Consider the following 25,241-nt stretch of genomic DNA (forward strand, 5'->3'; position numbering starts at 1 on the left):
CGGCCGCCTCAGCCCCGCAGGGAGGCCAGCGCGGCCGGCGCCTCGTCCACCGAATCCACCAGCGCGATCCGGGACTTCATGGAACGGCCCTCGGCGAGCGCCTCCAGCAGGGGCCAGGTCGGCAGCCGCCGGGTCCAGTGGTCGCGGTCCACGAGCACCATCGGGGTCGGCTCACCGCGCGACTCGTAGTAGTTCGGCGTCGCGTTGTCGAAGATCTCCTGCACCGTCCCGGCCGCGCCCGGCAGGAAGACCACGCCCGCGGTGGACCGCGCCAGCAGGCCGTCCTCCCGGGTGGCGTTGGCGAAGTACTTCGCGATGTGCGAGGCGAACGCGTTCGGCGGCTCGTGGCCGTAGAACCAGGTGGGGATGCCGACCGAGGTGCCGCCGTCCGGCCAGCGCTCCCGCACCGTGAACGCGATCTCGGCCCAGGCACCGATGGACGGGCTGAACGAGGGCGCCTTGGCGAGGAGTTCCAGGGCCTCGTCCAGCATCGGGTCCGTGAACGGCGCCGCGTAGGCACCCAGGTTCGCCGCCTCCATGGCACCCGGACCGCCGCCGGTGGCGACCGTCAGCCCCGCCCGCGCCAGGGTGCGGCCGAGCCGGGCGGCACCCGCGTAGCCGTCGGTCCCGCGCTCCAGTGCGTGGCCGCCCATGACGCCCACCACCGGGGCGCCGGTGAGGAGTTCGTCGAGCGCGTCGGAGACCGCGTCGTCGTGGACGGCGCGCAGCATCGAGCCGAAGATGTCGCCGTCCGTCTTCGTCCGCTGGAACCAGGCGTAGGACAGTGCGTCCGGCGTCCGCTCGTAGCCCACCGTGGCCAGGCCCTCGAACAGCTCGGCCGGGGAGTAGAGCGTGCCGCGGTAGGGGTCGAACGGCAGGTCCGGCACCGGCGGGAAGACCAGCGCGCCCCCGGCCCGCGCCTTCGCCGCGGCCTCGGGGTCCATCGGACAGCCCAGGAAGACGGCCTCCGCGGTGTCGGTGGAGAGCAGCGCGGAGGTGCGGTCCGTCAGGTCGACGGACTGGACCCGGAAACCTGCCAGCGTGCCGCGCGCCACGACCTGGTCGAACTCCTCGAGGGATTCGATCTCCCGGTCGGGCGCGGTGGAGGAAGCGTCATCGGTCTGCATCGCGACATGCTAATCACACCGCGGTGGACGGTCCTCCTCCGCAACCGGTCCTTCTCCGCCTCAGCGGCCGACCCGCCTCAGTGGCCGACCGGCATCGTGGTGAGATGCGCCACCACCCAGGTCAGCGGGGACAGCAGCGCCACCAGGGCCGCCGCGCGCACCGCGGCGGCACCCCGCAGCAGACGGGACGGAGCCCCGAGGCGCAGCAGGGCGTCGGTGGTGCGCCGCCTCGCGTCCCGCGCCTCCAGCGCCGCGGTGAGGGTGGTGGCCACGGCGCACACCACGACCAGCGCCGCACCCAGAACGGTGAGCGGACCGAGCAACTGGTCCCCGGAGCGGCCGGAGCCGGTGCCGTCCAGCCGCGCCACGGCGTACGAGGAGGCGGCGATGGCGCACAGCACCCCGACCGGGCGGCCGATCAGTCCGGCCTCCTGCTGGAGGACGCGTCCGGCCAGCAGCCGCAGCGCGCCCGGCCGCCCCACGGCCAGCAGCCAGCCGCACAGATGGGTCAGACCCGGTCCGGCCAGCACCAGTCCGGCCATGGTCAGCGCCCAGCCGCCCACCACACCGGGCGGGGTGTCGCCGAGTCGGCCCGGCAGATGGAACAGGGCGTCATGGCGGGGGGCCGCGCCGCTGCCCGCGTATGCCTCCAGGGCCAGCCCGGCCGCCGTCAGGGCGATGCCCCACGGCAGACCGGAGGCCGTCCGGTCCGGCCGGGGCCCGACCGCGCCGGTGGCGACCGTCGGGGTGCCGCCCGGCCGGGCATCGGCGACGGTCCGCCCGTCACCGGTCCGGCGCGGCCACAGCACCGCGGCGCACACCGCACCCGCGACCACCGGGACCAGCGCCACCAACGTGATCGCACCGGCCAGCGGCAGCGGCCGCCCGGCGCCGAGCTCCCGGCCCGCCGACCCGCTGCCCGCCCACAACAGCCAGGAGCCGCTGAGTCCGCCGCGCAGATGGAGGAAGGCCAGCAGCGCGAGACCGGCTCCGGCAGCGCAGGACAACGCCGCCCCGGTGGCCGTGAGCAGCGCCGAGCGGGCCGGGCCCAGACCCACCGCGGAGAGTCCGGACGAGGGCCGGGCGCCGGGGTCGGCGCGGGCGACGGCCACGGTCAGATGGACGGTGGCGGCCAGCGGCACCACGCACCACACCAGCCGCGCCACCCCGCTCCGGGGCTCGGTGGGATGCCCCGCCGCGAACCCGAGGGCGCACAGCAGCAGGAAGCTCGCGCCCGCGGCGGCGAGCACGACCAGCGCGCGGCGCAGCAGGACGGCCGGACGGGAACCGCGGGCTAGGCGGAGACTGAGCACGCCGCCCTGCCCTCCTCCTCGGAGGCGGGGGCCGAGCCCACCCGGCGGCCGTCCAGCAGCGCGACCGTACGGTCGGCGAGGGTGGCCACCTCCTCGTCGTGGGTGGCCAGGATGACGGTGATGCCGTGCGAGCGCGCCGCCGAGGTGAGGGTGCGCAGCACCTGGGCGCGGTCGGCGCGGTGCAGCGGCGCGGTGGGCTCGTCGGCGAAGAGCACTCCGGGGGTGGCGGCCAGCGCGCGGGCGATGGCGATCCGCTGGCGCTGCGCCTGCACCAGACCGGCCGGGCGTACCCGGGCGCATTCGCCGACGTCCAGCCGGTCCAGCCATTCGCGGGCGGCGGTCTTGGCGGTGCGCCGCGCGGTGCCGCGCAGCAGCAGCGGCAGCGCCGCGTTCTCCCAGGAGGTGAGCTCGGGGACGAGCTGGGGCTCGGTGCCGATCCAGCCGAAGCGCTCGCACCGCAGCCGCTCGCGGTCGAGCGCGGGGAGGCTGTGCACGGCGACGCCGTCGAAGCACACCTCGCCGTGGTCCGGGACGAGCTGGCCCGACAGACAGCGCAGCAAGGTGGTCTTTCCGCAGCCGCGCGGTCCGGTGACGGCCAGGATCTCCCCCTTCCGCGCGCCGATGGAGACACCGAGGAGGGCGGGCGAACCGCCGTAGGCATACGACAGGGTGCGTGCCCAGAGCACATCATCGTTGTCCGGCGGAGCCACCATCCAGAGCACCTCGCCTTACCTGCGATCGTCTCGTTCCCCCGGTTGGGTGAACGAGCGCGGAGCCAATGGGTCACTGGCACGGTAAGGACTCGGTGGGGGGCCCGCGCCCAGGCTCGGCGCCGGGCGGGGCCCATTTCCTCCGATCAGCCCTGGCCCGCGAGGTGGGTGGGGGCGAACATGCGCAGTTGCGCGGGCAGTACGACGACCGACGGTCCCGGGGCGGCCAGCGCGGCGCTCAGGTCCTCGGCCAGCCGCGCGGATGTGGTACGGACCGCCGGGACGCCGAACGACGCGGCGAGCGCCACGAAGTCGGGCCGGGCCAGCTCGGTGCCGGCCGCCTCGCCGAAGGCGTCCGTCATATAGGTGCGCAGGATGCCGTAGCCGCCGTCGTCCACGATCAGCCAGGTGACCGGCAGGTCGTGCTGACGGGCCGTGGCCAGTTCGGCGATCGAGTACATCGCCCCGCCGTCCCCCGAGACCGCCAGCACCGGGCGGGTCCGGTCCGCGGTGGCGGCCCCGAGGGCGGCGGGGAAGCCGTAACCGAGACCGCCCGCGCCCTGCGCCGAGTGCAGGGCGCCCGCGCGCGGGTCGAAGGCGGACCAGGCCCAGTAGGCGAGGATCGTCATGTCCCAGAAGCTGGGGGAGTCGTCGGGCAGCGCCTCGCGCACCGCCGCGAGGACCCGCTGCTCCAGCTCCAGGCCCTGGCCGTCGATCCGCTCCCGCACCCGGGCCAGCAGCTGTGCCGCGCCCTTCGCGGCCGTCCCCGCGGGACGGGCCGGGACCGCGTCGACGAGGCCGGACAGCGCCGCGCGCGCGTCGGCGTGGATACCCAAGCCCGGGTGGTTGGCCTCCAGCTTGCCGAGGTCGGCCTCGATCTGGACGAGACGGCCGCGCGGCCGGAACGTGTGGTAGTTGGAGGAGAGTTCGCCGAGTCCGGAGCCGACGACCAGCAGGACGTCGGCGTCCTCGAGGAAGTCGGTGGTGTGCCGGTCCTCCAGCCAGGACTGGAGGGACAGCGGATGGTCCCAGGGGAACGCGCCCTTTCCGCCGAAGGTGGTGGCCACCGGCGCGTCCAGCCGCTCGGCCAGCGCGCGTAGTTCCTCCTGCGCCCCGGAGCGCACCACCCCGCCTCCGGCCAGGATCACCGGCCGTTCGGCGTCCCGCAGCAACTCCGCGGTGTGCGTGATCAGTTCGGGCCGGGGCGGCAGTGGCCGGGGCTCGGCGCGCAGCGTGGTCACCGGGGGGACGGACACCGGCGCGAGCAGCACGTCCTGCGGGATCTCCAGCCACACCGGACCGGCCGGTGCCTCCAGCGCCGACGCCCACGCCGCGGCCAGCGCCGAGGGGATCTGGGAGACCGCGCGAACGGTGTGCACGGACTTCACCACATCGCGGAACGACGCCTGCTGGTCGGTCAGTTCATGCAGATAGCCCTTGCGTCCGCCGCCGAGTCCGGCGGTCGGCACCTGGCTGCCGACCGCCAGCACGGGAGCCGAGGCGGCGGCGGCCTCCTGGAGGGCGGCGAGCGTCATCAGCGCGCCGGGCCCGGTGGAGACCAGCAGCGGCGCGACCGACCCGGTGACCCGGGCGAACGCGTCCGCGGCGAAGCCCGCGTTGTTCTCCACCCGCAGCCCCACGTACGCCAGCCCCGAGCGGCGCAGCGCGTCGAACGCCCCGAGCGCGTGCTGTCCGGGAAGTCCGAAGACGGTGGTCGCGCCGAGCGCGGTGAGGGATTCCACGACGAGATCGCCGCCGTGACGCGTCCGCGGTGGGGTGTGCATGGGGGGAAGCCGCCTTTCGCAGGGACGGTTACGCGGTGGCCGGGGCGGTGAGCTCGTCGGCCGGGACACGCCATCAGCCCGATGACCGTCATTCTGCCGACACCGACCGAGGCCGGCGCGCCCGCGCGGTGCCGCGCTTCCACAGCAGCCCGCCCAGGACGGCAGCAGCAACCCGCCGACCAGGACGTGGTACGCCACGGTCAGCGTCACCCGCGCTGCCGGAGACGCTGCCGGGTGTGGCTGTCGCTGCATACAGCTGGGACCGTACCGCGGTGGCCCCGGAGGTCCACCGCAATACGGTCCGGCAGCGGATCGCCCGCGTCGCGGCCCTGTTTGGGGGTGGACCTGGCCGACGCGGACGTCCGTATGGAGTTGTGGTTCGTGCTCAAGTGGCGGTGAGAGCCCTCGGGGGTGAGGCCCTCACTCAGGGGTGGCCGCTCAGAGCTTGGTCCACGCCTCCGTCAGCACCCCGCGCAGTACCTGCTCGATCTCGTCGAACACTGCCTGGTCGGCGACCAGCGGCGGGGCGAGCTGCACGACCGGGTCGCCGCGGTCGTCGGCCCGGCAGTACAGACCGTTCTCGAACAGCGCCTTGGAGAGGAACCCGTAGAGGATGCGCTCCGTCTCCTCGTCGTTGAAGGACTCCTTGGTGGCCTTGTCCTTCACCAGCTCGATGCCGTAGAAGAAACCGTTCCCCCGGACATCGCCCACGATCGGCAGATCGTGCAGCCGCTCCAGGGTGGACCGGAACGCGCCCTCGTTGTCCAGCACATGCTGGTTGAGGCCCTCCCGCTCGAAGATGTCGAGGTTGGCGACGCCGACCGCGGCCGAGACCGGGTGGCCGCCGAAGGTGTAGCCGTGCAGGAAGGTGTTGTCGCCCCGGTAGAAGGGCTCGGCGAGCCGGTCGGAGACGATGCACGCGCCGATCGGGGAGTAGCCCGAGGTCATGCCCTTGGCGCAGGTGATCATGTCCGGGACGTAGCCGAACTTGTCGCAGGCGAAGGTGGTGCCCAGCCGTCCGAAGGCGCAGATGACCTCGTCCGAGACCAGCAGCACGTCGTACTGGTCGCAGATCTCGCGGACCCGCTGGAAGTACCCGGGCGGCGGCGGGAAGCAGCCGCCCGCGTTCTGCACCGGCTCCAGGAAGACCGCGGCGACCGTCTCCGGACCCTCGAAGAGGATCTGCTGCTCGATCTGGTCGGCGCACCAGCGGCCGAACGCCTCCGGGTCGTCACCGTGGATCGGCGCCCGGTAGATGTTGGTGTTGGGCACCTTGTGCGCACCGGGGACCAGCGGCTCGAACGGGGCCTTCAGCCCGGGCAGTCCGGTGATGGACAGCGCGCCCTGGGGGGTGCCGTGGTAGGCGACCGCCCGGGATATCACCTTGTACTTGGTGGGCTTGCCGGTGAGCTTGAAGTACTGCTTGGCCAGCTTCCAGGCGGTCTCGACCGCCTCACCGCCGCCGGTGGTGAAGAAGACCTTGTTGAGGTCGCCGGGGGCGTGGCCGGCGAGCCGCTCGGCGAGTTCGACGGCCTTGGGGTGGGCGTAGCTCCACACCGGGAAGAAGGCGAGCTCCTGAGCCTGCTTGTACGCGGTCTCCGCGAGCTCGATACGGCCGTGGCCCGCGTTGACCACGAACAGCCCGGCGAGGCCGTCGATGTATCGCTTGCCCTTGTCGTCGTAGATGTACGTGCCTTCACCGCGCACGATCGTGGGCACGGGGGAGTTCTCGTACGACGACATGCGGGTGAAGTGCATCCACAGGTGGTCGTACGCCGTCTTGGAGAGGTCGGCGCTCATAGCTATCTCGTTCCCCAGGTGTAGGTCTGCTTCCGGAGCTTGAGGTAGACAAAGCTCTCGGTGGAGCGCACGCCGGGCAGCGTGCGGATCCGCTTGTTGATCGTGTCGAGGAGGTGATCGTCGTCCTCGCAGACGATCTCGATGAGGAGATCGAAGGAGCCGGCGGTGACGACCACGTACTCGACCTCGTCCATGGCGGTCAGCGCGTCCGCGACCGGGTCGAGGTCACCATTGACGTTGATGCCGACCATCGCCTGGCGCCGGAACCCCACGGTGAGAGGATCGGTGACGGCGACGATCTGCATCACGCCCTGGTCGAGCAGCTTCTGCACGCGCTGCCGCACGGCCGCCTCGGACAGGCCCACGGCCTTTCCGATGGCGGCGTACGGCCGGCGACCGTCCTCCTGGAGCTGCTCAATGATCGCCAGGGAAACGGAGTCGATCGACGGCGTGCCGTTCTTGTCAGGTGTGGCCACGCACCTCACTGTGCACGAGGGTCGGCTGTCCCGCAACCCTCAATCGATGAATTTCGTCGTTCAGGCGCCTTCAGATCACTGATTCCGTTGTTCGGGTGTGGCGGGTATGTCGAAAACGTCGTCGGGCAGATTAGGGTGGAGGTCTCACCCAGCAAGACAGCTGACTAGGAGGGGTGGCAACGTGACCACCGAACTGCGTCGTCTGCGCAACTACATCGACGGAGAGTTCCGGGACGCCGCGGACGGGCGGACCACGGAGGTGGTCAACCCGGCCACGGGCGATCCGTACGCCACGGCTCCGCTCTCCGGAACGGCGGACGTGGACGCGGCGATGGCAGCCGCCGAGGCTGCCTTCCCCGCCTGGCGCGACCTCGTGCCCGGCGAGCGGCAGAAGGCGCTGCTGAAGATCGCCGACGCCTTCGAGGCGCGGGCGGAGGAGCTGATCGCCGCCGAGTCCGAGAACACCGGCAAGCCGATCGGTCTCACGCGGGACGAGGAGGTCCCGCCGATGATCGACCAGATCCGCTTCTTCGCGGGCGCGGCCCGGATGCTCGAGGGCCGCTCGGCCGGTGAGTACATGGACGGACTGACCTCGATCATCCGGCGGGAGCCGATCGGGGTGTGCGCGCAGGTCGCGCCCTGGAACTACCCGATGATGATGGCCGTGTGGAAGTTCGCCCCGGCGCTCGCGGCGGGCAACACGGTCGTCATCAAGCCCTCGGACACCACCCCCGCCTCCACCGTGCTGATCGCCGAGATCATCGGCGGGGTGCTGGCGGAACTGGGCCATCCGCAGGGTGTCTTCAACGTCATCTGCGGTGACCGCGAGACCGGACGGCTGATGGTCGAGCACTCCGTGCCCGCCATGGCGTCCATCACCGGGTCGGTACGGGCCGGTATGCAGGTCGCCGAGAGCGCGTCGAAGGACCTCAAGCGGGTCCACCTGGAGCTCGGCGGCAAGGCGCCCGTCGTGGTCTTCGAGGACAGCGACATCGCCAAGGCGGTCGAGGACATCTCCGTCGCGGGCTTCTTCAACGCCGGTCAGGACTGCACGGCGGCCACCCGGGTGCTGGTCCACGAGTCCATCCACGACGAGTTCGTGAGCGCCCTGGCCAAGGCCGCGGCCGAGACCAAGACCGGTGCCCCGGACGACGAGGACGTGCTCTACGGCCCGCTCAACAACGCCAACCAGCTGACCCAGGTCAGCGGCTTCATCGACCGGCTGCCCGCGCATGCCAAGGTCGAGGCGGGCGGTCACCGGGTCGGCGAGAAGGGCTACTTCTACGCGCCGACCGTGGTCTCCGGGCTCAAGCAGGACGACGAGATCATCCAGCGTGAGGTCTTCGGCCCGGTCATCACCGTCCAGTCCTTCTCGGACGAGGCCCAGGCCGTCTCCTACGCCAACGGCGTGGACTACGCGCTCGCGTCGTCGGTGTGGACCAAGGACCACGCGCGGGCGATGCGGATGTCCAAGGCCCTGGACTTCGGCTGTGTGTGGATCAACACCCACATCCCGCTGGTCGCCGAGATGCCGCACGGCGGCTTCAAGAAGTCCGGCTACGGCAAGGACCTGTCGGCCTACGGGTTCGAGGACTACACCCGGATCAAGCACGTGATGACGTCGCTGGACGGCTGATCCCGCGGAACCCGGAAGGGGCACGGACGCGCACACCGCGTCCGTGCCCCTTCGCCGTGTGCGGGACGCCGGCTGGCGGCGGACCTCAGCGGCGGCCGAGCAGGGCGCACAGGGCGCCGACGCGATTGGTGGTGATCGCGTCGACGCCCGCGCGCAGCAGCCGGGACATCGAACGGCGGGTGTCGGCGGTCCAGGCCGAGACCAGCAGTCCGTCGGTGTGGTTGCGGGCCACCAGCTCCTGGGACACCAGCCCGAAGCGGTAGTTGACCCACCGGGGTCGCAGGACGGTCAGCAGCTCCGGGCGGGGCGGCGCCAGCGTCGTCCAGGTCAGCGCGATCTCGGCGTCCGGGTCGGTGCGGCGGACGGTGCGCAGGGCGGCGAGCGCGCCGCAGTAGTACACCCGGCCGTCCGCCCCGCTCGCGCGCACCGCGTCGACGGCGGCCGGGGCGGCCGCCGCGTCGGGCAGGTCGATGAGCAGCCGGGCCGAGTCGGCCGAGGCAAGGGCCTCGCGCAGGGTCGGCACCCCGCCGCCGGTCAGCTCCCGCACCTCGTCGGCGGTCAGCCCGGACAGCGGGCGGTCATGGCCCCACAGCCGCTTGAGGGTGGCGTCGTGGAGCAGGACCGGCACTCCGTCGCGGGTGAGCCGTACGTCGATCTCCACGGCGCCCGCCCCGGCGTCGACCGCGGAGCGGACCGACGCCAGGGTGTTCTCCCGGTGGACGTACGGATCGCCGCGGTGGCCGACCGGGACACACACCGCGCCCGCCGCGGTCATCGGCCCGCGACCGCCGTGTAGGCGTCGATCTCCGCGCTGAGCCGCGCCTTGCCCTCGGCGTCCAGGAAGGACGCCGCGACCGCGTTCTTGGCGAGGGCCGCGACCCCGGCCGCGTCGAGGCCGAGCAGCCGGGCGGCCACCGCGTACTCGGTGTTGAGGTCGGTGCTGAACATCGGCGGGTCGTCGCTGTTGATCGTGACCAGCACCCCGGCCTCGACCATCTGCCGGATCGGGTGCTCGTCGAGCGTGGCGACCGCGCGCGTGGCGATGTTGGAGGTCGGACACACCTCCAGCGGAATGCGGTGCTCGGCGAGGTGGGCGAGCAGCTTGGGGTCCTGCACGGCGCTGGTGCCGTGGCCGATGCGCTCGGCGCGCAGCTCGGTGAGGGCGTCCCAGATCGTCTGCGGTCCGGTGGTCTCGCCCGCGTGCGGCACGCTGTGCAGCCCGGCGGCGATCGCGCGGTCGAAGTACGGCTTGAACTGGGGCCGCGGCACACCTATCTCCGGGCCGCCGAGACCGAAGCTGACCAGCCCCTCGGGAAGCAGCTCGCAGGCGATCCGCGCGGTCTCCTCGGCGGCCGCCAGACCGGCCTCGCCGGGGATGTCGAAGCACCAGCGCAGCACGGTGCCGAAGTCGGCCTCGGCGCTCTTGCGGGCGTCCTCGATGGCCTCGACGAAGGCGGTGTCCGGGATGCCGCGGCTGGTGGAGCTGAAGGGGGTCACGGTCAGCTCGGCGTAGCGGATGTGCTGCCGCGCCATGTCACGGGCGATCTCGTAGGTGAGCAGCCGTACGTCGTCGGCGTCCCGGATCAGGTCCACCACGGCGAGATAGACCTCGATGAAGTGGGCGAAGTCCCGGAAGACGAAGTAGTCGGCCAGCGCCTGGGGATCGTTTGGCACCCTGGAGTCCGGGTGGCGGGCGGCGAGTTCGGCCACGATGCGCGGGGACGCCGATCCGACGTGGTGGACATGGAGTTCCGCCTTGGGCAATCCGGCGATGAACGTGCTGAGATCGGTCAACGAAACCTCCGGGAGACGGCTGTCTGTGGCGGACTCCGGTCATCGTAAGGGGGCGGCCCGGGAGGGCTTGTACAGGCCGTAGCATGGGCGGACATCGCAGGGGGGAGATCCATGGCCGAGCAGCACGACCAGCCCAGCCCGCAGGACGGGACGGGAGGGCCGCCGGAGTCCGGGCGGCCCCGGCAGCCGGAGCCGCGCGACCGCGACCCATGGGCTCCGCCCGCGCAGCGGGTGCCGCTGGACAAGCCGGTGCCGCCGCCTTCGGTGGCCGATCAGCCGACGGTCACCTCCGCCCCGGGACTGCCGCCCCTGCCGCCGCAGCAGCAGCCGCCCGGCGCTCCGCCCTCGGCGACCCCGCCGGGCGCGGTGCCTCCGCCGCCGCCCGCCCCGACCGGCCCCGGCACCCCCAGTGCCTACCCGGGCGGGCCGTACGGCGCGGCCGGATACGGCGCCCAGGCGACCCCGTACGCGGGCGCACCGTCCTACGGCCAGCCCGCACCGTACGGGGTGCCCGGCTACGGCCACCCGGGCATGGGTCACCCGGGCCCGGCAGGTCCGTACCCGCCGGGCGCCGGTTACCTGCCGAACAACGGCAACGGGACGGCCGCCCTGGTGCTCGGCATCATCGGCGCGGCCCTGTTCTTCAGCATCGTGCTGAGCGTCATCCTCGGGGTGCTCGCGATCGTCTTCGGCGCGCTCGGCCGCACCAAGGCGGCCACCGGGGAGGCGACCAACGGCGGGATGGCCCTCGCCGGGCTGATCCTCGGCGTGATCGCCGTCGTGGCGAGCGTGGTGATGGTCTTCGTCTACATCGCCGCGGACGAGGACGACGACGATCCCTACGACCCCTACGACGACACCGCGGCGGTGCTGGTGCTGCCGTCCGCCGGGTCCCCGCTCTCCGTGGCCGGTATGAGCCGCTGACGCGCCTCCATCAGCGCGAAGCCCAGCAGATTCAGCCCGCGCCAGCGGGCCGGGTCCGCCGCCCGCTCGTCGTCCGCCGCGAGCCCGATGCCCCACACCCGGTCCACCGGGCTCGCCTCGACCAGCACCCGCGACCCGGTGCCCAGCAGATAGTCGCGCAAGCCAGGATGCTGCCCGAACTTGTGCACACTGCCCTCGACCACGAGCCGGAAGCGATGCTCCCGCCAGACCGCCTCGTCGAACCCGCGCACCGAGCGGCCCGCGTCCTTGGCCTGCTTGGGGTGGCCCGCCTCCAGCGCCCGCCGCTCGGCGTCGGGATCCCCGAACAGCCGGGCCTTCCCGGCCATCATCCAGTGTTCGGCGGTGGCGTAGGTGACACCGTCCACGGTGAACGGCGACGGCCACCACTGGCTGAAGCCCCCCGGGCCCACGCCGCCCTCCCGCCGCGGCCGGTGGCCCCAGAACCAGACGTACTTCACCCGCTCGCCGCGCGCGGTGAGCCGCGCCAACTCCTCGACGGACCGGGGGCCGCCGTCCGCCGGTGCCCGCCCCGTCACCCCGTTCGTCACCATGCCGGGGATTCTCGCATCCGCCACCGACAGCACATCCGGGCACCGCGGGTCGTGCCGGTCGGCTGACCGGGTGTGCGTCATGCCCATAACATATGGCCGATATTCACCAGGAGGGGAGACCATCGATGTCCACCAGCACTCCGGGCCCGCAGCAGGGCCCGTACGACCCCAACCAGCCCTACTCCGCGCCCCAGCAGGGGTACCAGCCCCCGCCCCCGCCGCAGTACCCCGCCGGAGGCGGCGGCTACCCGGCCGCGCCGCCGGTCTACCCGGGGCAGACCGGGATGCCCATGCAGCAGAGCAACGGTATGGGCACCGCCGCGCTGGTCTGCGGCATCGTCGGCCTGGTCTGCGGAATCACCTACTTCCTGTGGGTCTTCGCGGTCATCCTCGGCATCCTCGCGATCATCTTCGGCGCCATCGGCAAGGGCAAGGTCAGCCGGGGCGAGGCGGCCAACGGGGGCTCGGCGACCGCCGGGCTGGTCTGCGGCATCATCGGCATGGTCATCCCGGCCATCTACCTCGCCGCGCTGGACGCCGCCATCGACTCCGTGTTCTAGCCCGGAATCGGTGACCTCCGGCCCTATCCGATCACCGAATCCGTCGCGAAACTAAAAAGCAACAACGGAATCCCTTGTTGAAGAGAAGGTCCTCTGTCAGGATCGGCCTTCAATTCCGGTTGGAGCGACGCCATGGCCTTCTGGGGCCACTGGCGGAGGAGAGCATCGCGATGGATCAGCGGTTCGATGTGACGGAGCGGTTCGCCCAGGGTGCGCAGTACATCGCGGGCCGACTGCGCACAGGCGGCTCGGAACGCATACATGCGGTCGTCGACCCGGCCACCGGCGAGCAGGTGTACACCTACCGGCTCGCCGGTCCGGCCGACGTCGACGACGCCGTGGCGGCGGCGGAGGCCGCTTTCCCCGAATGGGCGGGCGCCACCCCTGGTGAGCGCTCGGACGCCATGCACCGGTTCGCCGCCGCGCTCGGCGAGCGGGCCGGGGAACTCGCCTACGCCGAGTCGTTGCAGTGCGGTAAGCCGATCAAGCTCAGCACCGAGTTCGATGTCCCCGGCAGCATCGACAACACCGCCTTCTTCGCGGGCGCCGCCCGCCATCTGGAGGGCAAGGCGGCGGCCGAGTACAGCGGTGACCACACCTCGTACGTCCGCCGTGAGCCCATCGGCGTCGTCGGCTCCATCGCCCCCTGGAACTATCCGCTCCAGATGGCGGCGTGGAAGGTCCTCCCGGCGATCGCCGCGGGCAACACGATCGTTCTCAAGCCCGCCGAACTCACCCCCCTGACCTCGCTGATGTTCGCGCAGGCGGCCACCGAGGCGGGCATCCCGGACGGCGTCGTCAACATCGTGACCGGCACCGGCCTGGAGGCCGGTGAACGGCTGGTCGGCCACCCCGGCGTGGCCATGACCTCCTTCACCGGCTCGACCGCGGTCGGCAAGCGGGTGGCCGAACTGGCCACCGCCACCGTCAAGCGGCTCCACCTCGAACTCGGCGGCAAGGCGCCCTTCGTCGTCTTCGACGACGCGGACGTCGAGGCCGCCGCCCACGGCGCCGTCGCGGGCGCCCTGATCAACACCGGCCAGGACTGCACCGCCGCCACCCGCGCGTATGTCCAGCGCCCGCTGTACGACGCGTTCGTGGCCGCCGTCGCCGATCTGATGGCGTCCGTACGCCTCGGCGACCCCTTCGACCCGCAGACCGACCTCGGCCCCCTCATCTCGCACACCCAACGCGACCGCGTCGCGGGCTTCGTCGAGCGGGCGCGCGGCTACGCCACCGTCGTCACCGGCGGTGAGGCCCCCGGCGGCGATCTCGCCAAGGGCGCCTACTACCGGCCCACCCTCATCACCGGCGCCGCCCAGGACAGCGAGATCGTCCAGTCCGAGATCTTCGGTCCGGTCCTGGTCGTCCTGCCCTTCGACAGCGACGACGAGGGCCTGGCGCTGGCCAACGACACCCCCTACGGCCTCGCCGCCTCCGCCTGGAGCCGCGATGTCTACCGGACGAACCGCGCCACCCGCGAGATCAAGGCCGGATGTGTGTGGATCAACGATCACATCCCGATCATCAGTGAGATGCCGCACGGCGGGATGCGCGCCTCCGGCTACGGCAAGGACATGTCGGCGTACTCCTTCGATGAGTACACGCAGGTCAAGCATGTGATGTTCGACAACACGGCCGAGGTCCGCAAGGACTGGCACCGCACGGTCTTCGGGGACCGGCAGACCTGATTCGTGCGGCCACCGCGTGTGGCCCTCGGCCGGCCGGGGCCGGCCGACACCCTCGAAAGGCACAGCGTCATGGAACCAACCCACGAGCCCGAGAGCCTGTCCCCGCCGCAGATCGCCGCGATCCGCCGCAGTATGACCAGCGGCCGGATGGCGCTGACCCGCCGCGGCCTGCTGCGCGCGGGCGGCGCCGGGGCGTTCGCCCTCGGCGGGCTCGGGGCGCTGAGCGGCTGCGGCATCCCGCCCGCGGGGCGCTCCGGGGTGGACAACGCCTCGGATGACCACTCCGACGAGGAGAAGAAGGTCAACTTCTCCAACTGGGCGGAGTACATGGACATCAGCGAGGACAAGAGGCACCACCCCACGCTGGAGGAGTTCCAGCGGCGCACCGGTATCGCGGTGAAGTACACCGAGGACATCAACGACAACGTGGAGTTCTTCGGGAAGGTCAAACCGCAGCTGGCGGCGGGCCAGAGCACCGGCCGTGACCTCATCTGCGTCACCGACTGGCTGGCCGCCCGCATGATCAAGCTCGGCTGGATGCAGAAGCTGGACGCGGCCAACCTGCCGCACGCCTACGCCAATCTGGCGGAGGGCTTCCGCAGCCCCGACTGGGACCCGGGCCGCGCCTACTCCTACACCTGGACGGGCATCCCCGCCGTCATCGCGTACAACAAGAAGGCCACCGGCGGCCGCAAGATCACCTCCATCTCGCAGCTCCTGGAGGACCCGAAGCTCAAGGGCCGGGTCGGCATGCTGACCGAGATGCGCGACACCGTCGGGCTGACCCTGCTCGACATGGGCAAGCGGCCGGAGAACGTCACCGCCGACGACTACGACGCCGCCATCGCCCGGATCCAGAAGGCCGTCGACCGGGGGCAGATCCGCCGGTTCACCGGCGGTGAGTACACCGGTGACCTCGGCAATGGCGACCTGGCGGCGTGCGTGGCCTGGGCGGGCGACCTGGTCCAGCTGCAACTGGACAAGCCCCAGGTGGAGTTCGCCATCCCGGACGCGGGCTATATGACCTCCACCGACAACCTGCTGATCCCGAACAAGGCGCGCCACAAGAAAAACGCCGAGCGGCTCATCGACTACTACTACGAGCCCAAGGTCGCCGCGAAGGTCGCCGCCTACATCAACTACGTATGTCCGGTCGACGGAGTCCGCGAAGAGCTCGCGAAGATCGACAAGGACCTGGCGGACAACCCCCTGATCATCCCCGACGAGGAGATGACCGCCAAGTCACATGCCTTCCGCTCACTGTCGAGCAAGGAAGAGACAGCCTTCGAGGAAAAGTTCGCCAAGCTCACCGGCGCCTGACAGACGAGGGAAGCCACCCATGATCGACCCCAGTGCCACCCCGGCCGCCGGCGGCGACGTCCGTCTGACCGGGCTCAGCAAGACCTACGGATCCTTCACGGCCGTCCACCCGCTCGATCTGGAGATACCCGCCGGTTCCTTCTTCGCCCTGCTCGGCGCCTCCGGATGCGGCAAGACCACCACCCTGCGCATGATCGCGGGGCTGGAGGACCCCACAACCGGCAGCGTACGGCTCGCCGGGAACGACGTCACCGCCCTGCCGCCGCACAAGCGGCCGGTCAACACCGTCTTCCAGAGCTACGCGCTCTTCCCGCACCTCGACATCTACGAGAACGTCGCCTTCGGTCTGCGCAGACGCGGGATCAAATCGGTGAAGAAGCAGGTCGACGAGATGCTGGACCTGGTCCAGCTCGGCGACTTCGCCCGCCGCAGGCCCCAGCAGCTCTCCGGCGGCCAGCAGCAGCGCGTCGCCCTCGCCCGCGCCCTGATCAACCACCCCAGGGTGCTGCTCCTCGACGAGCCACTGGGCGCGCTCGACCTCAAGCTGCGCCGTCAGATGCAGCTCGAACTCAAGCGCATCCAGACCGAGGTGGGCATCACCTTCGTCCATGTCACCCACGACCAGGAGGAGGCCATGACCATGGCCGACACGGTCGCGGTGATGAACGGCGGCCGGGTCGAGCAGCTGGGCGCCCCCGCCGAGCTCTACGAGAACCCCGCCACCACCTTCGTCGCCAACTTCCTCGGCACCTCCAACCTCATCGAGGCCGAGATCAGCGACAAGAGCGACGGCGACCTGGTGCTGACCACCGCGGGCGGCAAGCTCGCGCTGTCCGCGGCCCGGTGCAGCGTCCCCGTGCGCACCGGCGGCAAGGTGCTCGTCGGAGTGCGCCCGGAGAAGATCTCCCTCACCCACGCCGACGACGCCGGCACCGTCGCCGACGGACGCAACCGGATCACCGGCAAGATCGCGGACTCCAGTTTCATCGGGGTCTCCACCCAGTACGTGGTGCAGACCCCGGACTGCCCCGAGATCGCCGTCTACGAGCAGAACATCGAGCGCGATCCGCGGCTGGTCCCCGGCGCCGAGGTCGTTCTGCACTGGAACCCGGCGCACACCTTCGGCCTGGACGCCGCTCAGGACATCGACGCGGGCACAGAACTGGACGAGGAGGCGGCGTGAGCGCGACCACCGCCGCCGAGACGGCACCTCCGGCCCCGCCGCCGGCAGCCCCGGCGGGTCTCCGTAAAGCCGCGCGCCGCAAGAAGATGGTCCCCTACTGGCTGCTGCTCCCCGGCATCCTGTGGCTGGTGATCTTCTTCGCGGCACCGCTGGTCTACCAGGCGTCCACCTCGGTCCAGACCGGCTCCCTCGAAGAGGGCTTCAAGGTCACCTGGCACTTCCAGACCTACTGGGACGCGCTGACCGAGTACTACCCGCAGTTCCTGCGCTCGGTGATGTACGCGGCGACCGCCACCGTGCTGTGCCTGCTGCTCGGCTATCCGCTCGCGTACCTGATCGCGTTCCGCGCGGGCCGCTGGCGCAACCTGGTGATGATCCTGGTGATCGCGCCGTTCTTCACCAGCTTCCTGATCCGCACCCTGGCCTGGAAGACCATCCTGTCCGACAGCGGTCCGGTGGTCGGCGTGCTGAACTCCCTGCACATCCTGGACGTCACCAGTCAGCTCGGGCTCACCGACGGTGAACGGCTGCTGGCCACCCCGCTGGCCGTGGTCTGCGGTCTGACGTACAACTTCCTGCCCTTCATGATCCTGCCGCTCTACAGCTCCCTGGAGCGCATCGACGGCAGGCTGCACGAGGCGGCCGGGGACCTGTACGCCAAGCCCTTCACCACCTTCCGCAAGGTGACCTTCCCGCTGTCGATGCCGGGCGTGGTCGCGGGCACCCTGCTCACCTTCATCCCGGCCGCGGGCGACTACATCAACGCCGAGCTGCTGGGCTCCACCGACCAGAAGATGGTCGGCAATGTCATCCAGTCGCAGTTCCTGCGGGTACTCGACTACCCGACGGCCGCCGCGCTGTCCTTCATCCTCATGGCGGCGATCCTCGCGATGGTCACCGTCTATATCCGCAGGTCCGGGACGGAGGATCTGGTCTGATGGCTCTGACACGCTGGATACGGCGGAACCTGGTCGTCTTCGCGGGGCTCGGCACGCTCGCGTATCTGATCCTGCCCAACGTCGTCGTCCTGGTCTTCTCCTTCAACAAGCCCAACGGCCGCTTCAACTACGAATGGCAGCGGTTCTCCACCGAGGCGTGGGCCGACCCCTGTGGCGTCGCCGACCTGTGCGGCTCGCTCTCACTGAGCCTGAAGATCGCGCTGTGGGCGACCATCGGCGCCACGGTCCTGGGCACGATGATCGCCTTCGCGCTGGCCCGCTACCGCTTCCGGGCCCGCCCGGCCGTCAACAGCCTGATCTTCCTGCCGATGGCCATGCCCGAGGTCGTCATGGCCGCCTCGCTGGCGACCCTCTTCCTCAACATGGGCGTGGACTTCGGCTTCTGGACGATCCTCATCGCCCACATCATGTTCTGTCTGAGCTTCGTCGTGACGGCCGTCAAGGCACGTGTGATGAGCATGGACCCGCGGCTGGAACAGGCCGCCCAGGACCTCTACGCCTCCCCGGCGCAGACCTTCCTGCGCGTCACCCTGCCGATCGCCGCCCCCGGCATCGCCGCCGGTGCGCTGTTGTCCTTCGCGCTCTCCTTCGACGACTTCATCATCACCAACTTCAACGCCGGATCGACCGTGACCTTCCCCATGTTCGTGTGGGGATCCGCGCAGCGCGGCACCCCGGTTCAGATCAATGTGATCGGGACGGCGATGTTCGCCATCGCGGTGCTGTGCGTCCTGGCCGGCCAACTGGCCGGTACCCGCCGCAAGAGGAGCTGAGAAACCATGGCCTCGGACGCCATGACGCGCTCTACCGGGGGCAGCACCCCCGGACCGACGTCCGCCCTGGAATCCCTGGCGGACGCCGCGTACACCCCGTTCTGGCTGGAGGATCCCGGCCGGCCCCGTGCGCGTCCCGCCCTCGTCGGTGACGAGCAGTGCGATCTGCTGGTCATCGGAGGCGGCTACAGCGGACTGTGGACCGCCCTGATCGCCAAGGAGCGCGACCCCGACCGCGATGTGGTGCTGCTCGAGGGCCAGGAGGTCGGCTGGGCCGCCTCCGGACGCAACGGCGGCTTCTGCGCCGCCTCGCTCACCCACGGCCTCGGCAACGGCCTGGCCCGCTGGCCCGGTGAACAGGCCGAACTCGAACGGCTCGGCCACCGGAACCTCGACGAGATCGAGGCCGCCGTCGCCCGCTACGGCATCGACTGCGACTTCGAGCGCACCGGCGAGATCGACGTGGCCACCGAGCCCCACCAGATCGAGGAGCTGCGCGAGGCCGCCGAACTGGCCGCCCGGCTCGGTGTCGGGGAGCAGGAGTTCCTCGACCGGGACGCGCTGCGCGCCGAGATCGACTCACCGACCTTCCTCGCCGGGCTGTGGGACCGCAAGGGCGTGGCGATGGTGCACCCCGCCAAGCTGGCCTGGGGCCTGAAGCGCGCCTGCGCCGAACTGGGCGTACGGATCTACGAGCACACCCCGGCCGAGCGGCTGACGAGCGCCGGGGCGGCGATGGCCGTCCGCACCCCGTACGGCCGGGTGCGGGCCCGTCAGGTGGCGCTCGCCACCAATGCCTTCCCTTCGCTGGTGCGACGGGTCCGCCCGTATGTCGTGCCCGTCTACGACCACGCGCTGATGACCGAGCCGCTGACCGGGGAACAGCTCGACGCGATCGGCTGGAAGCGGCGGCAGGGGCTGAGCGACACCAACAACCACTTCCACTACTTCCGTATCACCGCCGACAACCGCATCCTGTGGGGCGGCTACGACATCATCTACCGCTACGGCGGCCGGGTGCGCGCCGAGTACGACCATCACCCGGCCACCTACCGCACCCTCGCCGAGCACTTCTTCCGCTGCTTCCCGCAGTTGGAGGGCCTGCGTTTCAGCCACGCCTGGGGCGGCGCGATCGACACCTGCTCGCGCTTCTCCGCGTTCTTCGGCAGCGCGCACGGCGGACGGGTGGCCTACGCCCTCGGCTACACCGGCCTCGGCGTCGGGGCGACCCGCTTCGGCGCGGAGGTGATGCTCGATGTGCTCGACGGCGAGCCCACTGAGCGCACCCGGCTGGAGATGGTGCGCAGCAAGCCGCTGCCGTTCCCGCCGGAGCCGGTGCGCTGGGCGGGTATCGGGATCACGCAGTGGTCGATGACCCGGGCGGATGAGAACGGCGGCCGCCGGAATCTGTGGCTGAAGGCGATGGACAAGATGGGGCTGGGCTTCGACAGCTGAGGTCCGGGCTTCGGCGCTGGTGCGGGGCCGGGGTTGCGGTGGCAGGTGTCCACCGGGCCCCGGCCCCGTCCTCGTTGGGCCCCGTCCTCGTGGTGTCAGCTCCCGGCGGGCGTCGGGGCGTTGGAGGAAGCCGGCGCGGCTTCCGAGGACTCGTCGACCGGGGCCGACCGGCTCAGACGTACCACCGCCCACAGCAGACATCCGGTCAGCAACCAGCTCGCGACCACATCGAGTGGCCAGTGGTACGAGCGGCGCACCAGCCCCACCCCCACGCCGACGTTGAGGAGGGCGACGGCGGTGAGAAGGGTGCGCCGCGGCCACCGCCCCGGACGCGGACACAGCAACAGCGCCGCGGCACCGTAGGCGACGGCGGCCGTCGCGGCATGCCCGGAGGGGAAGAAACCGGTCTCGTCCGCCAGCGGTCCGGGCGGCCCCGGGCGGCCGAGCAGCGCCTTGAACGGAACCACCAGCGCCGGGACCGCCGCCATCGCCACCCCGGCGGCGAGCGCCGGGAGCCACCAACGGGCCGTTCCGGTACGCCGGGCGCGCCACAGGGCCAGGATGAGGGCGGCGCCGAGCACCGGGAGCGCCACCGCCGTATTGCCGAGGTCCGCGAGGAACCCGGCGACGGGGGAGGGGACGGCGGATCCGGCGATCGCCCGGCCGAGCCGCTCATCCAGGGAGCGCAGCGGACCGTGGGAGGCGATCTGCCAGGTGCACAGCGCAAGAAGGACGAGCGGCGTGGCGGGGAGGAAGCGAGAGAGGGAGGAAAGGGAGGAAAGGGGAGAAACAGTCGGTGGCCCCGGAACAGGGGGGGTGGTTCCGGGGCCGCCGTGGCGACCGGTGTGCCGCGCGCCCCGGGGGGTTTGGGGCGGGCGGCCATCCGATCGGTGAGGAGATCCGGAGCCAGAGGCTCCAGTGTCGTGCGCGAGGGCACAGCCGGGTCGGGGCTGGGGAAGCACCGGCTCGGCGTCGCCCGCAGTCCCCTGCGAGCGGGGTGTTTCTCTCATCTGGAATGACCGTACGGCAGCGGAGCCCCGCCCGACAGGCCGATCACCCACCTGTCATCGGCCCCGCACATCTTCTTCACGCCGCCCGTCGATCACCTACGGTCACAGTTCGGCGAAGGCGCTCTCGATGATGTCCAGACCCTCGTTGAGCAGCTCCTCGCCGATCACCAGCGGGGGCAGGAAACGCAGCACATTTCCGTAGGTTCCGCAGGTCAGAACCACCAGACCGGCGGAGTGGCACGCCTTGGCGAGGGCGGAGGTCGCCTCGGGGTTGGGGTCCTTGGTGCCGGACTTCACCAGTTCGATCGCGATCATCGCGCCGCGGCCGCGGAGGTCGCCGATGATGTCGTACTTCTCCTGCATCGCGGAGAGGCGGCCCTTCATGACCTCTTCGATGCGCTGGGCCTTGGCGTTGAGGTCCAGTTCGCGCATGGTCTCGATCGAGCCGAGCGCGGCGGCGCACGCCACCGGGTTGCCACCGTAGGTGCCGCCCAGACCGCCGGCGTGCGCCGCGTCCATGATCTCGGCGCGGCCGGTGACGGCGGCGAGCGGCAGACCGCCCGCGATGCCCTTGGCGGTGGTGATCAGGTCCGGGACGATGCCCTCGTCCTCGCAGGCGAACCACTGGCCGGTGCGGCAGAAGCCGGTCTGGATCTCATCGGCGACGAAGACGATGCCGTTGGTGCGGGCGAACTCCTGGATCCTGGGCAGGAAGCCCTTGGCGGGCTCGATGAAGCCGCCCTCGCCCGCGATCGGCTCGATGACGATCGCGGCCACGTTCTCGGCCCCGACCTGCTTGCTGATCATGTCGATGGCCTGCGCCGCGGCCTCCTCGGCGCAGTTCTCCGCACCGGTCAGCCAGCGGTAGGGGTAGGCGAGCGGAACGCGGTAGACCTCGGGCGCGAACGGCCCGAACCCATGCTTGTACGGCATGTTCTTGGCCGTGAGCGCCATGGTGAGGTTGGTGCGGCCGTGGTAGCCGTGGTCGAAGACGACGACCGCCTGGCGCTTGGTGTAGGCGCGGGCGATCTTCACCGCGTTTTCCACCGCCTCGGCGCCGGAGTTGAACAGCGCCGACTTCTTGGCGTGGTCGCCGGGAGTGAGCTCGGCCAGCTCCTCACAGACCTCCACATAGCCCTCGTAGGGCGTGACCATGAAACAGGTGTGGGTGAAGTCGGCCAGCTGCGCCGACGCCCGGCGTACGACGGCCTCCGCGCTGGAGCCGACCGAGGTCACGGCGATACCGGAGCCGAAGTCGATGAGCGAGTTCCCGTCCACGTCCTCGAGTACCCCGCCACCCGCGCGCACGGTGAAGACCGGCAGCACATTGCCGACCCCGTCGGCGACCGCCGCGGTCTTGCGGGCGAGCAGCTCCTGGGACTTCGGGCCGGGGATCGCGGTGACGACGCGGCGCTCCTGGGGGAGGGACGGGCCTCCGGACAGTGCGGTCATGAGGTGCTCCAGAGGGGGAGGAGGGTCGGGGGTCTGGGATGTCTCGACTACTCGACGATGTCTCGACTATCGGATGTCGGAAACGCTTCATGCTTCACATGCCTGGAACGAACACAGGTCGGTCAAGGCAGATCGGTCGCTTCTTCGCAGGCTAGGCGCGCGGGAGTGGATCAGGCATGTTCCGTTCGGTAGCAGTGTGCGTGTTGCGTTGTCCGCGGCGGCCATAGCGGCGGGGGTTCCGCCGGGGGCCGGAGCTGGGCTCGGGAGGGGCCGTGCCGCCCAGGTCACTGAACTCCCCGGGCGGGAACACTAGATTGAGCGGTGCGCATCAGCACAGGCACAGCCGGTCAGGGGGCAAGGGGCAGCACATGGACACCGAGGGCACGTTCGATTCACGCGGTATGCGGCGCGATGCGGTGCCACCCCCCGCCTCCCCGCCCCCACCCCCCTATCCCGCAGCTCCCACCACCCCGCCCCGGGGAGGCCAGCCGGCCCCGCCGCCCCCGGGCCAGGCACCGCCGTCGTATCCGCCCGCTCCGCCCGTGAGCCGCCCCGCAGGCCCGCCGCCGGTGCCGCCCGGCGCGGTCCCGGGCGCCCCCGCACGCCCGTCCTTCCTCACGTGGCTGCGCGCCCCTCGCCCCGAGGCCGGGCCCGGCGTTTGGACGTACGAGCACAAGCCCAAGCCTCCGGAGGATCCCGATCGGATTCCCGGGCGCCGACTTCTCAGTGGCGCGTTGGTCGCACTTCTTTGCACGTGGCTGTTGTGGGCGCTCATCACGGACGGCTATCTCGGAGCGTACTGGCTGTGGCCTCTGAAACTACTCAGGGCGAAGGAATGGTTCAATTCGGACGGCGACAAAGAGGCGATGGTGCTGATCGCCAACGCGTATGAGACGTTGTGGTTCCTGGTTATTGCCGCCATCTTCAGCCGCGTCGGCCACTGGGGCGAAGTCTTCCGCCGCTACCTCGCCCCCCCCTTCCACCGCGCCTGGGACGACCCCACCACCCAGCCGAACGGCGCCGCCGCCCAGGCCCCCGCCCACCCCGAGACCGACCCGGCCGAATGGCCGCAGTTGCGGGCCGCCGGGGCGCACAGTGCGGCTGATCGGCTGGCGGCTGAGGCGCGGGCCGGGGCGATGAACGACGTCGACCACGCCCGGATCGAGCGCGCCTGGCAGGCCGTGCGGGCCGGGAGGAACTCGCTCGCCGCCTTCACCGACACCCTGCTGCGCCACGGCGCCGCCGCCCACGGTCACCCCTCCGGTGCCCGCGACCTGCCCGCGCGCACAGCGCACCACGATCTCCTCGCCCGTCAGGTCCGCATCGGCACCGCCCCCGAGGACCCCCGCAATCCCTACCACCACCGCGGTGTCGGCCTCGCCCTCGACCCCGATGTCCTCGGCACCTCGCTGCTCGCCGTCGGGCCGCCCGGTGCGGGGAAGACCGGGCGGCTGGTGCGGCCGGTCGTGGAGTCGCTGTGCCTCCAGGCGCTTGCCGGGCAGACCGCCGTCGTCGCCGTCGGTCCCGCGGGGGCGGGGCTCGGCGGAGACGAGGCGTTCGACGTGGTCGTGAAGATCGGCCGCCCCGACTCCGCCTACGACCTCGACCTCTACGGCGGCACCACCGACCCCGACGAGGCTGCGGGCATCCTCGCCGAGGCCCTCATCGGCGACATGGCCGCCTCGCTCCCGGGCGGCGACAGCCGCCGGGCCGCCACCGCACTGGCCCAACTGCTCGGCCCCTACCGCGCCGCCCACGGCCGCTTCCCCTCCGTGCCCGAACTGCGTGAGCTGCTCGACGGTTCGAAGACGGCCGTCGGCGCGCTCCGCGACGCGCTCGACGCCGCCGGGGAGCGCGCCCAGGCGCGCGAGCTGGAGGCGCGGGTACGTCAGTCGGGGGCGCCCGGGGACGCGGGCGCGCTGCTCGCCGACCGGATCGCGCTGCTGGACCGGCCCGCCTTCGCCGACTTCTTCGACACCACAGGCGACCGCCGCCCGTTCTCCCTGCGCGCCCTCGAACACCCGCTGCGGGTCCGGATCGACCTCCCCGAACGCGGTCACGCCGAGGCGTCCCGGATGCTCGCGCGGCTGGTGCTCGCGCAGTTCACCGAGTGCGCCGTCGGCCGCGCCGACCGTTCGCTCTTCGCCTGTCTCGTCCTCGACGACGCCTCGCACACGATCACTCCCGAGGCGCTGCGCGGCATCCAGCGGCTCCGCTCCGCCAACGCCGGTGCCGTGCTCACCCTCCGCACCCTCGACGACGTTCCCGACGCGCTGCGCAGCGCGCTGCTCGGCGCCGTCGGCTGCCGGATGGCCTACGCCGGGGTGACGACCTGGGACGGGGCGCGGTTCGCCGAGGTGTGGGGCACGGAGTGGGTGGAGACGCGGGACATCACCGACCGGCAGATCATCTCCGACGAGCCGTTCACCAAGGTCCTGCACTTCATCCGCAAGGTGGTCACCGGCAAGGCCGTGACCACCCAGTCCGTGACCGTGCGGAAGGTGGAGCGCGAGCGCTGGTCGGCCTCCGAGCTGGCGCACTCCGTCCCCGCCGGGCACGCGGTGCTGTCCGTGACCTCCGTACGGGGCGAGGGCGGGCCTCCTGTTCTGGTGGACCTCCGCGGGTGACGCCCCACGGACCCCGGCGGTCGGTTCCCGGCGGTCGGTTCCCGCGCGGGCCGACCGCCGTACCAGCCCCGCGTG

General features: G+C 71.4%; 21 protein-coding genes and 1 pseudogene. 11 read left to right on the top strand and 11 right to left on the bottom strand.

All coding sequences use genetic code 11. From position 1 onward, the window contains the following. Nucleotides 1–8: 8 nt before the first annotated feature. From JK363_RS32280 to JK363_RS32295, 4 genes are all read right to left on the bottom strand, one after another. Nucleotides 9–1,127 (bottom strand): LOG family protein, encoded by a 1,119-nt coding sequence (locus tag JK363_RS32280; protein ID WP_201880753.1) that lies wholly within the window; start codon nucleotides 1,125–1,127, stop codon nucleotides 9–11. Between the two features lie 77 nt (nucleotides 1,128–1,204). Then, nucleotides 1,205–2,440 (bottom strand): hypothetical protein, encoded by a 1,236-nt coding sequence (locus JK363_RS32285; protein WP_201880755.1) that lies wholly within the window; start codon nucleotides 2,438–2,440, stop codon nucleotides 1,205–1,207. Then, nucleotides 2,422–3,153, bottom strand: a complete 732-nt coding sequence (locus JK363_RS32290; protein ID WP_201880759.1) for an ABC transporter ATP-binding protein — start codon at nucleotides 3,151–3,153, stop codon at nucleotides 2,422–2,424. Before JK363_RS32290 ends, JK363_RS32285 begins: the two co-directional genes overlap by 19 nt. Nucleotides 3,154–3,296: 143 nt before the next feature. Next, complete coding sequence (locus JK363_RS32295) at nucleotides 3,297–4,934, bottom strand: thiamine pyrophosphate-binding protein (protein WP_201880761.1); 1,638 nt, start codon at nucleotides 4,932–4,934, stop codon at nucleotides 3,297–3,299. A 215-nt stretch (nucleotides 4,935–5,149) separates the two neighbouring features. Here JK363_RS32295 and JK363_RS32300 point away from each other — a divergent pair. After that, nucleotides 5,150–5,333 (top strand): annotated as a pseudogene (locus tag JK363_RS32300) (helix-turn-helix domain-containing protein); the annotation flags it as partial. A 39-nt stretch (nucleotides 5,334–5,372) separates the two neighbouring features. Here JK363_RS32300 and JK363_RS32305 read toward each other — a convergent pair. Both JK363_RS32305 and JK363_RS32310 read right to left on the bottom strand, forming a co-directional pair. Further along, complete coding sequence (locus tag JK363_RS32305) at nucleotides 5,373–6,734, bottom strand: aspartate aminotransferase family protein (protein ID WP_201880762.1); 1,362 nt, start codon at nucleotides 6,732–6,734, stop codon at nucleotides 5,373–5,375. 2 nt (nucleotides 6,735–6,736) lie between these two features. Continuing rightward, nucleotides 6,737–7,210 (bottom strand): Lrp/AsnC family transcriptional regulator, encoded by a 474-nt coding sequence (locus JK363_RS32310; protein ID WP_201880764.1) that lies wholly within the window; start codon nucleotides 7,208–7,210, stop codon nucleotides 6,737–6,739. A gap of 181 nt (nucleotides 7,211–7,391) precedes the next feature. On the opposite strand from JK363_RS32310, the gene JK363_RS32315 reads away from it, so the two are divergent. Further along, on the top strand, nucleotides 7,392–8,846 hold the full coding sequence (locus JK363_RS32315; protein WP_201880766.1) for a gamma-aminobutyraldehyde dehydrogenase: 1,455 nt from the start codon (nucleotides 7,392–7,394) through the stop codon (nucleotides 8,844–8,846). Between the two features lie 85 nt (nucleotides 8,847–8,931). Here JK363_RS32315 and JK363_RS32320 read toward each other — a convergent pair whose 3' ends face one another. Then, entirely contained in the window at nucleotides 8,932–9,621 is a 690-nt protein-coding gene (locus tag JK363_RS32320; RefSeq protein ID WP_201880768.1) for a glycerophosphodiester phosphodiesterase, read from the bottom strand. Further along, on the bottom strand, nucleotides 9,618–10,640 hold the full coding sequence (locus tag JK363_RS32325; RefSeq protein WP_201880770.1) for an adenosine deaminase: 1,023 nt from the start codon (nucleotides 10,638–10,640) through the stop codon (nucleotides 9,618–9,620). The genes JK363_RS32320 and JK363_RS32325 overlap by 4 nt, the downstream gene beginning before the upstream one ends. Nucleotides 10,641–10,751: 111 nt before the next feature. On the opposite strand from JK363_RS32325, the gene JK363_RS32330 reads away from it, so the two are divergent. Beyond that, nucleotides 10,752–11,564: a DUF4190 domain-containing protein gene (locus JK363_RS32330; RefSeq protein ID WP_201880772.1), complete on the top strand. Its 813-nt coding sequence runs from the start codon at nucleotides 10,752–10,754 to the stop codon at nucleotides 11,562–11,564. On the opposite strand, the gene ybiA is transcribed toward JK363_RS32330, so the two are convergent. After that, nucleotides 11,489–12,136, bottom strand: a complete 648-nt coding sequence (ybiA, locus tag JK363_RS32335; protein WP_201880817.1) for a riboflavin biosynthesis intermediates N-glycosidase — start codon at nucleotides 12,134–12,136, stop codon at nucleotides 11,489–11,491. The two genes, JK363_RS32330 and ybiA, sit on opposite strands and share 76 nt — an antisense overlap. Nucleotides 12,137–12,261: 125 nt before the next feature. Between ybiA and JK363_RS32340 the strand changes: the two genes are divergently transcribed. The 7 genes from JK363_RS32340 (at nucleotide 12,262) to JK363_RS32370 (ending at nucleotide 20,077) form a co-directional block, all read left to right on the top strand. After that, a complete protein-coding gene (locus tag JK363_RS32340) occupies nucleotides 12,262–12,696 on the top strand; it encodes a DUF4190 domain-containing protein (RefSeq protein ID WP_201880775.1) in 435 nt (144 codons plus the stop codon). A 170-nt stretch (nucleotides 12,697–12,866) separates the two neighbouring features. After that, nucleotides 12,867–14,387, top strand: a complete 1,521-nt coding sequence (locus tag JK363_RS32345) for a gamma-aminobutyraldehyde dehydrogenase (protein WP_201880777.1) — start codon at nucleotides 12,867–12,869, stop codon at nucleotides 14,385–14,387. Nucleotides 14,388–14,456: 69 nt separating this feature from the next. Continuing rightward, nucleotides 14,457–15,707 (top strand): polyamine ABC transporter substrate-binding protein, encoded by a 1,251-nt coding sequence (locus tag JK363_RS32350; protein WP_201880779.1) that lies wholly within the window; start codon nucleotides 14,457–14,459, stop codon nucleotides 15,705–15,707. A 19-nt stretch (nucleotides 15,708–15,726) separates the two neighbouring features. Beyond that, nucleotides 15,727–16,890 carry an ABC transporter ATP-binding protein gene (locus tag JK363_RS32355; RefSeq protein WP_201880781.1) on the top strand — a complete coding sequence of 388 codons (1,164 nt, stop codon included), beginning with the start codon at nucleotides 15,727–15,729 and terminating at the stop codon, nucleotides 16,888–16,890. Next, nucleotides 16,887–17,828: an ABC transporter permease gene (locus tag JK363_RS32360; RefSeq protein ID WP_201880783.1), complete on the top strand. Its 942-nt coding sequence runs from the start codon at nucleotides 16,887–16,889 to the stop codon at nucleotides 17,826–17,828. Before JK363_RS32355 ends, JK363_RS32360 begins: the two co-directional genes overlap by 4 nt. Next, on the top strand, nucleotides 17,828–18,622 hold the full coding sequence (locus JK363_RS32365; RefSeq protein ID WP_201880786.1) for an ABC transporter permease: 795 nt from the start codon (nucleotides 17,828–17,830) through the stop codon (nucleotides 18,620–18,622). Before JK363_RS32360 ends, JK363_RS32365 begins: the two co-directional genes overlap by 1 nt. A 6-nt stretch (nucleotides 18,623–18,628) precedes the next feature. Next, the gene (locus JK363_RS32370; RefSeq protein WP_201880788.1) at nucleotides 18,629–20,077 is read left to right on the top strand and encodes an NAD(P)/FAD-dependent oxidoreductase; all 1,449 of its coding nucleotides are present in this window, start codon (nucleotides 18,629–18,631) and stop codon (nucleotides 20,075–20,077) included. A 95-nt stretch (nucleotides 20,078–20,172) separates the two neighbouring features. On the opposite strand, the gene JK363_RS44350 is transcribed toward JK363_RS32370, so the two are convergent. Together JK363_RS44350 and gabT are read right to left on the bottom strand one after the other, a co-directional pair. Continuing rightward, a complete protein-coding gene (locus tag JK363_RS44350) occupies nucleotides 20,173–20,670 on the bottom strand; it encodes a phosphatase PAP2 family protein (protein WP_307821952.1) in 498 nt (165 codons plus the stop codon). 519 nt (nucleotides 20,671–21,189) lie between these two features. Continuing rightward, nucleotides 21,190–22,539, bottom strand: a complete 1,350-nt coding sequence (gabT, locus tag JK363_RS32380) for a 4-aminobutyrate--2-oxoglutarate transaminase (RefSeq protein WP_201880792.1) — start codon at nucleotides 22,537–22,539, stop codon at nucleotides 21,190–21,192. 368 nt (nucleotides 22,540–22,907) lie between these two features. Between gabT and JK363_RS32385 the strand changes: the two genes are divergently transcribed. Further along, nucleotides 22,908–25,166 carry an ATP-binding protein gene (locus JK363_RS32385; RefSeq protein WP_201880794.1) on the top strand — a complete coding sequence of 753 codons (2,259 nt, stop codon included), beginning with the start codon at nucleotides 22,908–22,910 and terminating at the stop codon, nucleotides 25,164–25,166. Nucleotides 25,167–25,241: the final 75 nt, after the last annotated feature.

This window comes from Streptomyces coffeae (genome assembly GCF_016741875.1).
In the GTDB taxonomy this organism is placed as follows: domain Bacteria; phylum Actinomycetota; class Actinomycetes; order Streptomycetales; family Streptomycetaceae; genus Streptomyces; species Streptomyces coffeae.